General features: G+C 69.5%; 13 protein-coding genes. 6 read left to right on the top strand and 7 right to left on the bottom strand.

Features of this window, described 5'->3' with window-relative positions:
- Nucleotides 1–45 precede the first annotated feature (45 nt).
- Nucleotides 46–759: a lysophospholipid acyltransferase family protein gene (locus GYB83_RS18980; protein ID WP_161896882.1), complete on the top strand. Its 714-nt coding sequence runs from the start codon at nt 46–48 to the stop codon at nt 757–759.
- Nucleotides 760–861: 102 nt separating this feature from the next.
- Here GYB83_RS18980 and GYB83_RS18975 read toward each other — a convergent pair whose 3' ends face one another.
- On the bottom strand, nt 862–2,145 hold the full coding sequence (locus tag GYB83_RS18975; RefSeq protein ID WP_161896881.1) for a glycosyltransferase 87 family protein: 1,284 nt from the start codon (nt 2,143–2,145) through the stop codon (nt 862–864).
- Nucleotides 2,146–2,185: 40 nt separating this feature from the next.
- On the opposite strand from GYB83_RS18975, the gene GYB83_RS18970 reads away from it, so the two are divergent.
- Nucleotides 2,186–2,686 (top strand): polyadenylate-specific 3'-exoribonuclease AS, encoded by a 501-nt coding sequence (locus tag GYB83_RS18970; protein WP_161896880.1) that lies wholly within the window; start codon nt 2,186–2,188, stop codon nt 2,684–2,686.
- 10 nt (nt 2,687–2,696) lie between these two features.
- Nucleotides 2,697–4,091 (top strand): class II 3-deoxy-7-phosphoheptulonate synthase, encoded by a 1,395-nt coding sequence (locus GYB83_RS18965; protein WP_161896879.1) that lies wholly within the window; start codon nt 2,697–2,699, stop codon nt 4,089–4,091.
- A 22-nt stretch (nt 4,092–4,113) separates the two neighbouring features.
- Here GYB83_RS18965 and GYB83_RS18960 read toward each other — a convergent pair whose 3' ends face one another.
- Entirely contained in the window at nt 4,114–5,343 is a 1,230-nt protein-coding gene (locus tag GYB83_RS18960; protein ID WP_161896878.1) for a protein kinase domain-containing protein, read from the bottom strand.
- A gap of 71 nt (nt 5,344–5,414) precedes the next feature.
- Here GYB83_RS18960 and GYB83_RS18955 point away from each other — a divergent pair, with 71 nt between their 5' ends.
- On the top strand, nt 5,415–5,780 hold the full coding sequence (locus GYB83_RS18955) for an Rv2175c family DNA-binding protein (protein ID WP_161896877.1): 366 nt from the start codon (nt 5,415–5,417) through the stop codon (nt 5,778–5,780).
- Between the two features lie 20 nt (nt 5,781–5,800).
- Here GYB83_RS18955 and GYB83_RS18950 read toward each other — a convergent pair whose 3' ends face one another.
- Nucleotides 5,801–6,979, bottom strand: a complete 1,179-nt coding sequence (locus GYB83_RS18950; RefSeq protein WP_161896876.1) for a thiolase family protein — start codon at nt 6,977–6,979, stop codon at nt 5,801–5,803.
- 99 nt (nt 6,980–7,078) lie between these two features.
- Here GYB83_RS18950 and GYB83_RS18945 point away from each other — a divergent pair, with 99 nt between their 5' ends.
- A complete protein-coding gene (locus GYB83_RS18945) occupies nt 7,079–7,564 on the top strand; it encodes a winged helix-turn-helix transcriptional regulator (protein WP_371865242.1) in 486 nt (161 codons plus the stop codon).
- Here GYB83_RS18945 and GYB83_RS18940 read toward each other — a convergent pair.
- From GYB83_RS18940 to GYB83_RS18925, 4 genes are read right to left on the bottom strand one after another with little or no spacing between them, the layout of a single operon-like run.
- Nucleotides 7,555–8,454 carry a phytoene/squalene synthase family protein gene (locus GYB83_RS18940; protein WP_161896875.1) on the bottom strand — a complete coding sequence of 300 codons (900 nt, stop codon included), beginning with the start codon at nt 8,452–8,454 and terminating at the stop codon, nt 7,555–7,557. The two genes, GYB83_RS18945 and GYB83_RS18940, sit on opposite strands and share 10 nt — an antisense overlap.
- The gene (gene mptB, locus GYB83_RS18935) at nt 8,447–9,940 is read right to left on the bottom strand and encodes a polyprenol phosphomannose-dependent alpha 1,6 mannosyltransferase MptB (RefSeq protein ID WP_161896874.1); all 1,494 of its coding nucleotides are present in this window, start codon (nt 9,938–9,940) and stop codon (nt 8,447–8,449) included. The genes GYB83_RS18940 and mptB overlap by 8 nt, the downstream gene beginning before the upstream one ends.
- Nucleotides 9,937–11,442, bottom strand: a complete 1,506-nt coding sequence (locus GYB83_RS18930) for a phytoene desaturase family protein (protein ID WP_161897599.1) — start codon at nt 11,440–11,442, stop codon at nt 9,937–9,939. Before GYB83_RS18930 ends, mptB begins: the two co-directional genes overlap by 4 nt.
- 5 nt (nt 11,443–11,447) lie before the next feature.
- The gene (locus tag GYB83_RS18925; protein ID WP_161897600.1) at nt 11,448–12,608 is read right to left on the bottom strand and encodes a polyprenyl synthetase family protein; all 1,161 of its coding nucleotides are present in this window, start codon (nt 12,606–12,608) and stop codon (nt 11,448–11,450) included.
- A gap of 73 nt (nt 12,609–12,681) precedes the next feature.
- On the opposite strand from GYB83_RS18925, the gene GYB83_RS18920 reads away from it, so the two are divergent.
- Nucleotides 12,682–13,650, top strand: coding sequence for a methylenetetrahydrofolate reductase (locus GYB83_RS18920; protein WP_161896873.1), 969 nt, complete (start codon nt 12,682–12,684; stop codon nt 13,648–13,650).
- The last annotated feature ends 3 nt before the right edge of the window (nt 13,651–13,653 follow it).

The raw sequence follows: 13,653 nt of genomic DNA, 5'->3' as shown, positions 1-13,653 counted from the left end.
GTCGACGAGCCGAACGGCCGTTGCGAGAAGGGACTGGACGCGAGCATGTGGTACTTCATCTTCAAGTACATCCTCATGGGGCCCGGCCTGCGGCTGATGGGTCGTCCGACGATTGAGGGGCACGACAGGATCCCGAAGTCGGGCTCGGCGTTGATCGCTTCGAATCACCTCGCCGTCGTCGACAGCTTCTACCTGCCGCTGATGGTGCGCCGCCGCATCTTCTTCCTCGCGAAGTCGGAGTACTTCACCGAGGGCGGGTTCAAGGGCAAGTTCAAGAAGTGGTTCTTCAGTTCGTCGGGGCAGATCCCGATCGACCGTTCCGGAGCGTCGGCCGCCGCGGGCGCTCTGACCGCGGGCAAGCGAGTCCTCGACGAGGGACGTCTGCTGTGCCTGTACCCGGAGGGAACCAGGTCGCCGGACGGCCGCCTGTACAAGGGCAAGACGGGTCTGGCCCGTATGGCCCTGGAGACGGGCAATCCGGTGATCCCGATCGCGATGGTCGGCACCGACCGCATCAATCCGCCCGGCACGATCCTTCCGCGCCCAACGCGGATCACCGTCCGAGTCGGGGAGCCGCTCGACTTCTCCCGATATGAGGGCATGGCGGGCAACCGTTTCATCGAGCGAGCCGTCACCGACGAGATCATGTACGCCCTCATGCGCCTCTCCGGCCAGCAGTACGTCGACGTGTACGCCCAGAAGCTCAAGAACGACGACGGAACCTACAAGACCGCCGAAGAAGTCATGGACAACGCCTGACACTCCGACATCATTCGGACGCGTAAGGTTCCCCGAATTCCCGGTCTTCGGTCGCTTTTCGTCTGATCGGCGCCGGATCGGGGAACCTTACGCGTGGTGTGCCTATGCGCGCCGATAGGGGAGACGCCAGAAGGCGATGATGAGGGCGAGTCCCCAGAGCGGGTATGTGTTTCCGACGACGTGCTGCCACCAGGCCCATCCGTCCTGGATCGGCGGGAGCAGCTGGAACGGTCCGATCGCGAAGATCACGACGCCGGTGGCGGCGAGCGTTCCGTAGACGCGACGTACACGGGCGTCGTCGGTCCGTGCGACGAACACCAGGCACGTGACGATCGCCGGGACGCACCACACCCAGTGGTGTGCCCATGTCGTCGGTGACACGAGCAGACCCCACACGGCGATCGTGCAGGTCACGACCATCGCCTCGACTCGGCCGCCGATCGGACCCGGCGCGAACGCATCGCGCGGACGGGCCGCGACGACTGCGAGGACCGCGGGCACGGTGACGACCAGGCTCGACGCCACCCAGAGCAGTGACGCGGTGGACCCGCCGTCGTCGAAGATCCGCAGCCAGAGGGCGTTCAGGTTCTGGTTGATCCGCCCCTCCGGCTCGCCGATACGGCCGGTGTGGAAGACCGTGTCGGTCCAGTAGGTCTTCGAGTCGTCGGGGATCCACAGCCAGCCGATGAACGCCGCACCGACGAACGCGACGACGCCCGCGGCGACAGCCCGAATCCGACCGGCGACGAGGAACACTCCGAGGAAGACGAGCGGCGTCAACTTCACCGCCGCCGCAAGGCCCGTGAGAACGCCCTGCAGCCTCGTCGAGGGGCCGGGGCGGCGTCCGACGATGAACACGTCGACGACGATCAGCGCCATCAACACCATGTTGATCTGGCCGAACCCCAGAGTCATGGTGAACGGGTTGAACCAGACGGTGGCCGTGGACACCAGCAGTGCGAGCTGCCAGCGGTTCGCGCGGTCGCCGACGTCGAGCACGTCGAACGTCACCTTCGTCACGTAGACCATGAGCACGACTGTGAGCACCGACACGCCGATGCTCGTCACAGTCAACGACATGGCTCCGAGCGGCGTGAACAGCAACGCCGCGAACGGGGGGTAGGTGAACGGCAGCCAGATCCCGTCCTGCGTGAACGGCATCGACCCGTCCGCGTACAGGCTGAGTCCGTGATGCCACATCTGGCCGCCGAGGCGGTAGACGTCCATGTCGAACCGGGTGCGGGTGCCGAAACTGGAGGTGAACGGCACGCCGGCGATCTGCAGGGTCGACGACGCGGCGAAGACGATGACGGTCAGCAGCGAGACCGCCGTCGTCGGTCGCCAGGCGCGCAGCGCCGAGTCGGCGGCGCGGATCGACAAGGGCATAGGGAGATTATGGCCGCTCCGGGGCGATAACCTTCAACTCGTGCGCTACTTCTACGACACCGAGTTCATCGAAGACGGAACCACGATCGATCTCGTGTCGATCGGTGTGGTCGCCGAGGACGGCCGAGAGTTCTACGCGGTGTCCACCGAGTTCGACCCGGGCCGCGCGGGTCGGTGGGTGCGGACCAATGTCCTGGACAAACTGCCGTCGCCGTCGAACAAGGCGTGGCGATCCCGCCGGGCCATCCGCGACGACGTGTACGAGTTCCTCACCGCGGGCGACGGTCCCGTCGAGCTCTGGGCGTGGGTCGCGGCATACGACCATGTCGTCCTCTGCCAGCTGTGGGGTCCGATGACCGAACTTCCGCGTGACCTGCCGCGTTTCACCCGAGAGCTGAAGCAGCACTGGGAGGACGCGGGTTCTCCCGAGCTCCCGCCGCTGCCGCGGGACGCCCACGACGCGTTGGCCGATGCCCGCCACAATCTGAACAAGTGGCTCTCGATCGAGGCGGCGCGACGTGACGGCGCCCACGCAGGATAGGCTGAGCGGCGTGGTGAACTGGACCGTAGACGTGCCCCTCGACGAGCTCCCCGAGCTGCCCCCACTGCCGGGCTCGCTCGCTGCCAGGTTTGAGGACGTGTTGTCGCGTCCGGCTCTCCAGCAGCCGAGTTGGCCCGCGGACGAGGCCCGCAAGATGCGGACCGTCCTCGAGAGCGTGCCGCCGATCTGCATGCCGACCGAGGTGGAGAATCTCGCCGACCAGTTGGCCGAGGTGGCCCACGGCCGTGCGTTCCTCCTGCAGGGCGGCGACTGCGCCGAGACCTTCGCGGCGAACACCGAGCCGCACATCAAGGGCAACATCCGCACCCTGCTGCAGATGGCGGTCGTCCTCACCTACGGAGCCAGCCTCCCGGTGGTGAAGGTCGCTCGCATCGCGGGTCAGTATGCGAAGCCGCGGTCGTCGGACACCGACTCGTTGGGTCTGCTGTCGTACCGCGGTGACATGATCAACTCGCTCGCGGCCGACGAGTCGGCCCGCGTCCACGACCCGTCACGCCTGGTCCGCGCCTACGCGAACGCGTCCGCGGCGATGAACTTGGTGCGGGCCCTGACCGGAGCCGAGGCGCGTCTGGCGCGCGTGCACGACTGGAACCGCGAGTTCGTCCGCACGTCGCCCGCGGGGGCGCGCTATGAGGCGCTGGCCGCCGAGATCGATCGCGGCCTCAAGTTCATGGACGCCTGCGGCGTCACCGACTCGAGCCTGGAGTCGGCGTCGATCTTCGCCTCGCACGAGGCGCTGGTCATCGACTACGAGCGTGGCATGCTGCGTCTGGCCGACGATCCGCGCGGCGGTGACGAACCGGTCCTCTACGACCTGTCGGCTCACTTCCTGTGGATCGGCGAGCGCACTCGCCAGATCGACGGCGCTCATGTCGCGCTCGCCAAGCTGATCAGCAACCCGATCGGAATGAAGATCGGTCCGACGACGACGCCGGAACAGGCCGTCGAGTACGTGAAGCTCCTCGATCCCGACAACCGCCCGGGTCGTCTGACGCTCGTCTCGCGCATGGGCAACGGAAAGGTCCGCGAGGTGTTGCCCGCGATCGTCGAGGCCGTCGAGGCGACCGGTCACAAGGTGATCTGGCAGTGCGACCCGATGCACGGGAACACGCACACCGCGTCGACCGGTTTCAAGACCCGCCACTTCGACAGGGTGGTCGACGAGGTCCAGGGGTTCTTCGAGGTGCACCGTGCGCTCGGCACTCACCCCGGCGGCATCCACATCGAGCTGACCGGCGAGGACGTCACCGAATGTCTGGGCGGCGCCCAGGACATCTCGGATCTCGACCTCGAAGGCCGCTACGAGACGGCGTGCGATCCGCGTCTGAACACTCAGCAGTCGCTGGAACTGGCGTTCCTCGTCGCCGAGATGCTGCGCGGCTGACGACGCGCGGGGCCGACCCCGCTCAGGACACGGCCGACCCGAGCGCCCACCCGAGGGCCGCGAGGCCGGCCGCGACCGCGATGACCAGCAGGAACCACACCAACGTCGCCGTGCCGCGGGTAGTCGGCAGAAGATCGCGGGAGGGTTCGTCGGCCCGTCGGGCGTTCCGCGGCTCCGGCGGATCGTCGTAGTCGGCGTCGTACAGGTCGGAGTCGTCGGGCGCGTAGTCGTCGTACTCGTCGGCATCGTAGGGGTAGCCCTCGGGATCGGTCGCCTGGCGAGTGCCCGCGACGTCTCGTGGACGGGCCACCGCGGGCGGCGCGATGTCACGGGGCACCACCGGCCGCGCGATCGCGTTGGTCACCCGTGCGGACGCCTGGCTCGGCGCCGGGACGGTGAACGGCGGCAGGCCGATCTCGTCGACGGCGTCCAGGATCGCGTGCTGCATCGCGAAGCCGTCGGCGAAACGGTCGTCGGGCCTGCGTTCGGTCGCGCGCAGGACGATGTCGTCGATCTGCGGCGGCACGCCGGGGATCAGATCGCTCGGCGCGGGGACGTCGTAGCTCAGTCGCTGGTAGGCGAGTGCCAGCTGAGTGGAGCCGCTGAACGGTTGGCGGCCGGTGAGCAGCTCGAACATCAGGACGCCCGCCGAGTACACGTCGCTGCGTGCGTCGATGTCGGTCGACGACACCTGTTCGGGCGACAGGTAGGCGGCCGTTCCGAGGATGACGCTCGCGGAGGTGACACCGGCTTCGGCGACCGCGCGGACCAGGCCGAAGTCGGCGACCTTGATGTCGCCGGTGTCGGAGATCAGGACGTTCTCCGGTTTGACGTCCCGGTGGACGAGGCCTGCGCGGTGGGCGGTCCCCAGCCCGCCGAGCATGGGGATGCCGATCGCGGCGACCGCGTGCGGCGGCATAGGACCGCGTTCGCGGAGCAGTTCCCTGACGCTTCCGCCGCGGACCAGTTCCATGACGAGGAATGCGATGTCGCCGTCGATGCTCTGGTCGTAGACCGCGACGAGTCCGGGATGACTGAGTCCCGCGACGGCGCGCGCCTCGAACTCGAAGCGGCGCAGGAACTGCGGGTCGCCGACGTAGCGGGCGTCCATCACCTTGATCGCGACGCGTCGATGGAGTCGGACGTCCGTGCCGACGTACACCGCCGACATGCCGCCGCGCGCGATCGGCGCGTCGATCTGGTACCGGCGTTCGAGGACGCGGCCGATCAGCGGGTCGGCGGGGGTCGTCATGATCACCGAATCTACCCGGTACGTCCGGAGCGTCGCGTGAGGCGGCGGGCCGTGCGGGTAGTGTTTCGCCCGTGGCTTCCCTTCCGCTCTCCATCGACATCCTTCCCGACGACGTCGAGACCGTCGACCTCGACGAAGCCGCCCGCAGACTCGGCGTCTCGTCCAACCGCGTCCGGACGTTGATCCGCGACCACAATCTCCTCGCGGCGTCGCGCGGCGGCGTTCCGGTGATCCCGCGGGCCTTCTTCGGTCCCGACGGACTCGCGAAGCACTTCGAGGGGCTCGTCCGGACCCTGCTGGACGGCGGGTACACGCGCGACGACGCGATGTCGTGGCTGTTCACCGAGCAGGAGGACCTCGGTCTTCGCCCGGCGGACGCCCTCCACACGCACTCCGCGCGGGAGATCATCCGCCGGGCCCAGGCTCAGGCCTTCTGACCGCGTCCGGGTAACACGCCCTACACCCGTTCGATGATCGTGGCGTTGGCGAGGCCGCCCGCCTCGCACATCACCTGAAGGCCGAAACGGCCGTCGACCTGCTCGAGGTTGTTCAGCAGCGCAGCCGTCAGACGGGCGCCGGAGCCGCCGAGCGGATGGCCGATCGCGATGGCCCCGCCGTTGATGTTGACCTTGTCCAGATCGGCCCCGGTCTCCGCCTGCCACGCGAGGACGACGCTCGCGAACGCCTCGTTCACTTCGAACACGTCGATGTCGTCGATGCTCAGGCCCGCCCTGTCGAGCACCCGGCGGGTGGCCGGGATGATGCCGGTCAGCATGAGGATCGGGTCGTCGCCCGCCACCGCGAACGAGTGGACGCGGGCTCGCGGTGTGAGACCGAGGCGCCGGGCCGCGTCGTCGGAGGCGACGAGGACCGCTGCGGACCGGTCGTTGACCGGCGAACTGTTGCCCGCCGTGATCCGCCAGTCGATGTCGGGGTAGCGCTCGGCCCAGGCGTCTCCGGCGAATGCGGGCCGCAGGCCCGCGAGGATCTCGACGGTGGATCCGGGGCGGATCGTCTGGTCCGTGCGGAGGTCGTTCACATACGTCACCTGCGATTCGAACCGTCCTTCGGTCCACGCCGCGGCCGCTCGTCGATGCGATTCGACGGAGAACTCGTCCAGGCGGGTGCGGGACAAGCCCCACTTCTGGGCGATCAGCTCGGCGCTCACCCCCTGGGGGATCAGTCCGGGCCGGTAGCGTCGCGCGACGGTCGGTCCGGCGAAGTCGTCGCCTCGGAACTGGGAGCCGATCGGGATCCGGCTCATCGACTCGACGCCGGACGCGATCGCCACGTCGTATGCGCCCGCGATGACCCCCTGCGCCGCGAAGTGGAGTGCCTGCTGGCTCGATCCGCATTGGCGGTCGACCGTCACGGCGGGCACCGATTCGGGGAAGCCTGCGGCGAGGGCCGCCCATCGTGCGGTGTTGCCGGACTGCTCGCCGATCTGTCCCACGGCGCCCGAGATCACGTCGTCGACGACGGCCGCGTCGATCCCGGTGCGTTCGACCAGGGCGGAGAGCGCGTGCGCGTGCAGGTCGACGGGGTGGATGTCGGCGTATGCGCCGCTCGGCTTGCCGGTGGCGACGGGGGTGCGAACGGCGTCGACGATCACGGCGTCGCGGTTGGCTCCGGTCATGGGATTCTCCTTCATCCACTGACTTCAGTCATCTGAAGTCAGTTGTGACTGTACTCTGACTTCAGTAAGGCGAACCCAGTCGATCATGTGAGGTGCATCATGCGTTTGGACGGCGTGCTGGAGGACCGAGACGCGTGGACGACCAGGGGGCGGTGCCCGATCGAGAAGGCCATGAGCGTGGTCGGCAGCCGAAGTGCGATGCTGGTCATGCGGGAAGCGTTCTACGGGACCACGCGTTTCGACGACTTCGCCGACCGCGTCGGCATGTCACCCGCGACGGCGTCGGCGAATCTCAAGGGCCTCGTGGACGCCGGGCTGCTCGACAAACGCGCCTACCGTCCGGAAGGAGAGCGGACCCGCCACGAGTACGTGCTCACCGATTCCGGGCGCGACCTCATGCCCGTCGTCTTCGGGCTGTTCCAGTGGGGCGAGGCGCACGCCGACGCCCCCGTCCCGCTGCGGCTCGCCCACATCGACTGCGACGCGCCCGTCCGGGTGGAGATGCGCTGCGCCGACGGACATCGCCTGTCCGACGACGAGATAGCCCTGCGTGTGCACCGGGAGGGGCACCCGCGTCAGCGGTAGGGCACGACCAGGGACGTCGCGGCGTGGCGCAGCCGGGTGCGGCGCGGGACGACGGCGCGCAGCGCCATGACGTCGTGGTCGGCGTCGTCGAGGACCCGCAGGATGTCGCTGTACGAGCGGGCCGCGGCGGCGATCGCGGGCCGCGTCGTCGGGGGCAGGCCCGCGATGGCGGACGCGGTGCGCCGGTACTGATCCCGATTGACCGCGATCAGGTGCGCAACCGCGCGGCGCACGGGACGCGAGGTGCGGCGGCGGTCGAGGTCGGCCGACAGCATGGCCTCGTCGACGCCGAACGCGGCCAACTCGTCCAGCGGAAGGTAGACGCGGTCGCGACGGAGGTCTTCGGCGACGTCGCGGATGAAATTGGTCAGCTGGAAGGCCTCGCCGAGAAGGGCGGCTCCGTCGGCGAGAGACGGGTCGGCGTCGAGCACCGGGATCAGCTGCAGCCCGATCACGGCGGCGGACCCGTACGTGTACTCGGCCAGCTCGTCGAAGCTGCGGTAGCGGTTGCGGAACAGGGGTGAACCGGGCAGGTCCATGCGCATGGACCTGCCGAACGCGTCGAAGGTGGACGCGGCGATCCCGTTGTCGGCCACGGCGACGGCGAGAGCGGCGAGGACGTCGGCGTCGTCGACGCTCAACGCCGCCGGCGCCGGTTCGGAGCGGAGCGCGGCGCGCAGCCCGTTCTCGAGCAGGTCGATCCGGGCGCCCGCGATCTCGGGCGGCAGTCCGGAGTCGACGGCGTCGTCGACCATCCGGGCATAGGCGTACAGCGCGTGGACGGCGCGGCGTCGCGCGGCAGGCAGCAGGAGCGAAGCGAGGTGATAGGTGCGGCCCGCACGGGCCGTCACCGAGGCCGCGACCGCGAAGCCGCGGACGGGGTCACTCATGGCCGCGGAGCAACGCGCCCGCCCGGCGCAGGCGCAGGGGATCCGGGTGACGCAGGGAGACGGCTGCCAGCGTCGACAATGCGAGTGCGAGGAGGGTTTCGACGGGCTTGTAGAAGATGATGGAATCGTCCGGCTGGAAGGCGATGAGCAAGAACGTGCTCGCGCCCACGACGCTCTGCCTGGCCCACATCGGCAGCGTGAACGCCACGGCCAGGACGGTGACCCACGAGTAGTACCAGGGCAGTGTCGACGGTTCGAGCAGCAGTACGGCGAACATCGCCCAGCACATGTAGCGCATGGCCTCGCGTTCGTCGGTGCGCCCGCGCCAGAAGAACCAGATGAGCGCGATCACCAGTGCCGCCTGCCCGACCGTGCGGGTGACGGGCAGGATCGCCTGCAGATTCCACACGTGGATCGGCGCGAGCACGTAACTCGCGATGTGGCCGACGAGGCTGGGAAGGGTGAACCAGTTGATGATCCGATCGGCGAACGCGAGTCCGTTGAGCCAGCCGAGACCGAGGCCGAGCAGGGCGGTGAACCCGCCGAACACGGCGAGGGGGATCGCGGCCGTCGCGGCGAAGACCCCCACGCCGTCGCGCGCGGTGACGGCGCGTTCGCGGCGGCGGTGATCGATCCAGATCCACACGACGAACGGCACCGCGATGAACGCCGTCACCTTGAGTGAGCCCGCGCATCCGAGGACCAGGAGTCCGAGCACGTGCCGACCGTCCAGGACGAGGGCGACGCCTGCCGCGAGCACACCCATCAGCAGCAGTTCGGCGTGCGGTCCGCCGACGAGGTGGATCAGCAGCATCGGGTTGAGCAGCGCGAACCACAGCCCTCGGCGACGACTCGCGCCGAAATGCGCCGCGATCCTCGGGACCGCCCACAGCCCGAGCAGCAGCCCGGGCAGCAGGACGATCCGGAACGCGAGCACACCGGCGAACACGTTCTGGCCGGTCACCGCGACGACGCCGTGTGCGAGCAGCATGAACGCCGGGCTGTAGGGCGACGTCGTCGGAGCCCAGATCTGCGCCATCGAGTCGACGATCGGGCCGGGGACGTGCGCGGGCCCGTCCTGATACGGATCGAATCCGTGCATCAGCAGCGTCGCCTGCCCGAGATAGGCGTAGACGTCGCGGCTGTACACCGGGATCGCGATCATCAGCGGAGCCGCCCACGCCAGGACGGTGGTCACGGTCGCGCGCACGGTCATCGCCTTCGGATTCCGTCCGATGCGGACCCACGCCCACACCATCAGCGCGACACCGGTCCAGAAGACGAAGCCCGACAGCGTCTTCCCATGTCCGTACGTCATCGGCGCGAGCCCGAGATCGGCGAGGGTTCCGTCGTTGCGTGGGACGTCGGCGAGCCCGTACGTGCCGACGGTCACCGCCAGTGCTCCGACGAAGCCGAGCACGGCGTCGGGGTATCGGCCGACGAACGTCCCGACGGTCCGTCGCCGTACGGGCGCGACTGTCGTCATCGGTCACCGCGCAGCAGGTCGGTGACGCGTGCCGCGGCGAGCCCGCCGGACACCAGGACGGGCGGGATGCCGACGCCGGGGACGGTCGCACTGCCCGCGAGGACAAGATTGTCGATCGTCGGCCAGCGGTTGGGTGTGCGCAACGGCCCGGTCTGGCCGAGCGTGTGCGCGGCGGAGAACGGGGTGCCCGCGGGCAGTCCGGCCCGCTCCCAGGTGCGTGGATGATCGATCCGCAGCACCCGCATCGAGTCGATTCCGGGATAGCCGCGGGCGGCGAGCGTCGCGAGCACCTCGTCGACGTACGGTCGGGCCAGGACGTCCCAGGGCAGGTCGGCCGAATCGAGGTTGGGGGCCGGCGCCAGCACCGACACCGACTCGAGTCCGTCGGTCACGAACGTGTCCGCGTCGCCGACGGCGGCCCGCGTCACGAGGAACGACCCGTCCGACATGAGGGAGCCGCGCCGCCCGGTGATCTCGGCGAACGTCGTCGTCCACGCGCGGCCGAAGTCGAGCGTGTGGTGACCCGATCGCCAGGCGTCCGTCACACCGACAGGCAGCACACCGTGCACGACGACGGCGCTCGGCGAGTACGTGAGACGTCGACGCCCGCGGTCCTCGCCGGTCAGACGGGCGACCGCGTCCCGTTCGGCGGTGGCGATCACCGCATCGGCCGGGATGGGGCCGTTCGACGTCTCCACCGCGACGATCCGGCGGTCGGAGTCGGTGGTGAATCCGGTGGCCGCGGTGTCGAACTCGATCCGGACTCCGGCGTCGACCAGTGCGGACGCCACGACGTTTCCGACCTCGCCCATGCCGCCGCGCGGCGCCCACACACCGCGACCGATGTCCATGTCGGGGATGATCGCGTAGATCGCCCTCGCGCGATGCGGTGGGACCCCGGCGTACAGGGCCTGGAACGTGAAGGCGCGCTGCAACCGTTCGTCGGTGACGAACCGGCCCACCGCGCCCGTCAACCCGCCGAGGGTCCGGAGGCGGACGAGCTCGGCGGCGGCGCGACGGGTGCGTCCGTCGGTCAGATCGGCGAGGCCGTCGAAATTCCGATCGATGAAGACGTCGAACTCGGCGTCGTACACGCGTCGGAGCCAGGTCAGGAGTTCGGCGGTCTGACGGCCCGACCGGGGGCCGAACGTGTCGGCGACGGCGTCCGGGATGGCGGTCGCATCGTGCGGGAGCGACAGGGTGGCTCCGTCGGCGTAGTTCATCACGTACCCGGGGTCGACCGGTGCGAGCGCGAGGCGTTCGCGTGCCGTCTCCTCGTCGACGCCGACGTCCGCGAGTACGTCCGCGAGAAGGCCGGGCATGGTCAGGACCGTCGCGCCGGTGTCGAAGCGGTGACCGTCGATCGTCTCCGTTCGCACCAGTCCGCCCGCGACGGAACCTGATTCGACGATCGTCACGTCGACGCCGGTGCGCCGCAGGCGGGCCGCTGCCGAGAGCCCGGACAGTCCCGCGCCGATTACGACGACGTGCGGCGTGCGCATCGCGGTCACTTGTTCCGACTCGTCACGCGGTGCGCGAGCGTCGTCAGGTCGGCGCGTGCGGCGTCCGGGCATCCGAGAGCGTCGATGCGGGCCAGGCCCGCATCGCGACGCTCGGCGATCTCCCGTTCGATCTCCGCGACGGCGCCCGACCGGGTGAGGGCCCCGCGCGCCGCGGCGATCTCGGCGTCGTCGAGCTCACGGCCGATGCTCTCGCGAAGGAGTCGGGCGTCGGCGTCGGACGCCGACTCCAGTCCGACCGCGAGCAGCGACGTCCGCTTGCCCGCGATCAGATCGTCGCCGGACGGCTTGCCGGTCTCCTCCGGGTCGCCGAACACGCCGAGCAGGTCGTCGCGCAACTGGAACGCGATGCCGAGATCGATGCCGATGCCGTGCAACTCACGGCGCAGTCCGGTGTCGGCTCCGCCGAGGGTCGCGCCCAGCTCCAGCGGGCGGGCGACCGTGTAGGCGGCGGTCTTGTAGGCCATCACCCGTTCGGCCGCGGTCCGCGACTCGTCGCCGGACACCTCGTTGGTGATGTCGAGGAACTGGCCCGCGAGGACCTCGGTGCGCATCTGCGACCACACGGCCGTCGCGTCGAACGGGACCGGCCGATGCGGGGCGGACTGGTCGGTCGCGCCGGTCGGCGTCGCCCCGTGGAAGAGGTCGTCGGCCCAGGCCAGTGCGAGGTCGCCGATCAGGATCGCCGCCGAATCACCGTAGTGGCCTGAAGCGGCCGACCAGCCGCGCGCGGCGTGCAGCGCCTCGAAACGGCGGTGGACGGTCGGGTTGCCGCGTCGTGTGTCGGAGCGGTCGAGGATGTCGTCGTGGACGAGCGCGCACGCCTGGATGAGTTCGATCGCCGCACACACGCGCAGGGTTTCGGCCAGCGCGTCCGGAGTTTCGCTCAGGGTGATTTTATCTCCGGAGGCGGGGGGTGAACACTGCCTGCCCGCGAACACGAACAGGGGCCGGACACGCTTGCCGCCGGTCATCACGAACTCGCGCAGGGCCGATCCGGCTTCGCCGACGGTCGGGTAGATCGCCTCCAGGATCGGTGACGTGGCCTGGAAGAACTCGCCGAGCACCTCGTCCACCGCCGCGGGCAGCTCCGTCAGATTCACCACGTCGGCAACCCTACCGGTGCCGAGCGCGCCGACCGCACTCACGGCGCTCGGCGTCGGGTCGGTGCGCGGCACGGCGTCGATCGTGGCGCGTCCGTCGCATCCGTATGATCGGGGAGTGAGTGAACGCAAGGAGACGACGGCATCCGCACACCGTGGACAGTCGGTCGTCGAACGGCTGGCCGCACCGCACAGCGGTCCGGTGCCGTTCTCGGTCGAATTCTTCCCGCCCCGCGACGAGGCAGCCGAAGCGCGGCTGTGGCGCGCCGTGCGCGTGTTCGAACGAATGAACCCGGCGTTCGTGTCGATGACGTACGGAGCGGGCGGCTCCACCCGCGACCGCACCGTGCGGATCGCGGGTGAGCTCGCCACCGAGACCACCCTGCTGACAGTCGCCCATCTCACCGCCGTCAACCACAGCGTGGACGAGCTGCGTGCCCTCGTCGGCGCGTACGCCGACAAGGGGATCGTCAACCTGCTGGCGCTGCGCGGCGATCCGCCCGGCGACCCGCTCGGCGAGTGGATCAAGCATCCCGAGGGCGTCGAATACGCGTCCGAACTCGTGGAACTCATCGGATCGCTCGGCGAGTTCAACACCGGTGTCGCCGCCTTCCCCGAAGGCCACCACCGCTCGCCCGACCTCGACGCGGACACCGCGAACCTCGTCCGCAAGCTCCGTGCCGGGGCCGAGTACTCGGTGACGCAGATGTTCTTCGATGTCGAAGACTACTTCCGTCTCCGCGACCGGGTGGTGGCCGCGGACGCCGAACAAGGCGCGAAACCGCTGATCCCCGGGCTCATGCCGATCACGTCACTGGCGTCCGCCCGCCGCATGACCGAGCTGTCCGGCAGCACGATCCCGGCCGACGTCGAGAAGCGTCTGGTCGCGGCGGCCGGCGACGGACCGGAAGAGGACAAGGCGGCGATCCGCGAGGTCGGCATCGACCTGTGCGCCGAGATGGCCCAGCGTCTCATCGACGACGGCGCGCCCTGCCTGCACTTCTGCAGCCTCAACTTCACCAAGGCGACGAGCGAGGTCCTCGAGCGCATCGGCGTCGACACCCGGGGCGCGCTCGTCGGAGCCTGACCT

It is taken from the genome of Gordonia spumicola (genome assembly GCF_009932475.1).
GTDB lineage: Bacteria > Actinomycetota > Actinomycetes > Mycobacteriales > Mycobacteriaceae > Gordonia > Gordonia spumicola.
Note: the sequence above shows the minus strand (reverse complement) of the source record. Positions and strands in the feature narration are given on the sequence as shown.

Coding starts and splice junctions, on each gene's coding strand:
- GYB83_RS18980 (WP_161896882.1), top strand. CDS start 46: ATGTGGTACTTCATCTTCAAGTACATCCTCATGGGGCCCGGCCTGCGG.
- GYB83_RS18975 (WP_161896881.1), bottom strand. CDS start 2,145: ATGCCCTTGTCGATCCGCGCCGCCGACTCGGCGCTGCGCGCCTGGCGA.
- GYB83_RS18960 (WP_161896878.1), bottom strand. CDS start 5,343: ATGACGACCCCCGCCGACCCGCTGATCGGCCGCGTCCTCGAACGCCGG.
- GYB83_RS18950 (WP_161896876.1), bottom strand. CDS start 6,979: ATGACCGGAGCCAACCGCGACGCCGTGATCGTCGACGCCGTTCGCACC.
- GYB83_RS18945 (WP_371865242.1), top strand. CDS start 7,079: ATGCGTTTGGACGGCGTGCTGGAGGACCGAGACGCGTGGACGACCAGG.
- GYB83_RS18940 (WP_161896875.1), bottom strand. CDS start 8,454: ATGAGTGACCCCGTCCGCGGCTTCGCGGTCGCGGCCTCGGTGACGGCC.
- mptB (WP_161896874.1), bottom strand. CDS start 9,940: ATGACGACAGTCGCGCCCGTACGGCGACGGACCGTCGGGACGTTCGTC.
- GYB83_RS18930 (WP_161897599.1), bottom strand. CDS start 11,442: ATGCGCACGCCGCACGTCGTCGTAATCGGCGCGGGACTGTCCGGGCTC.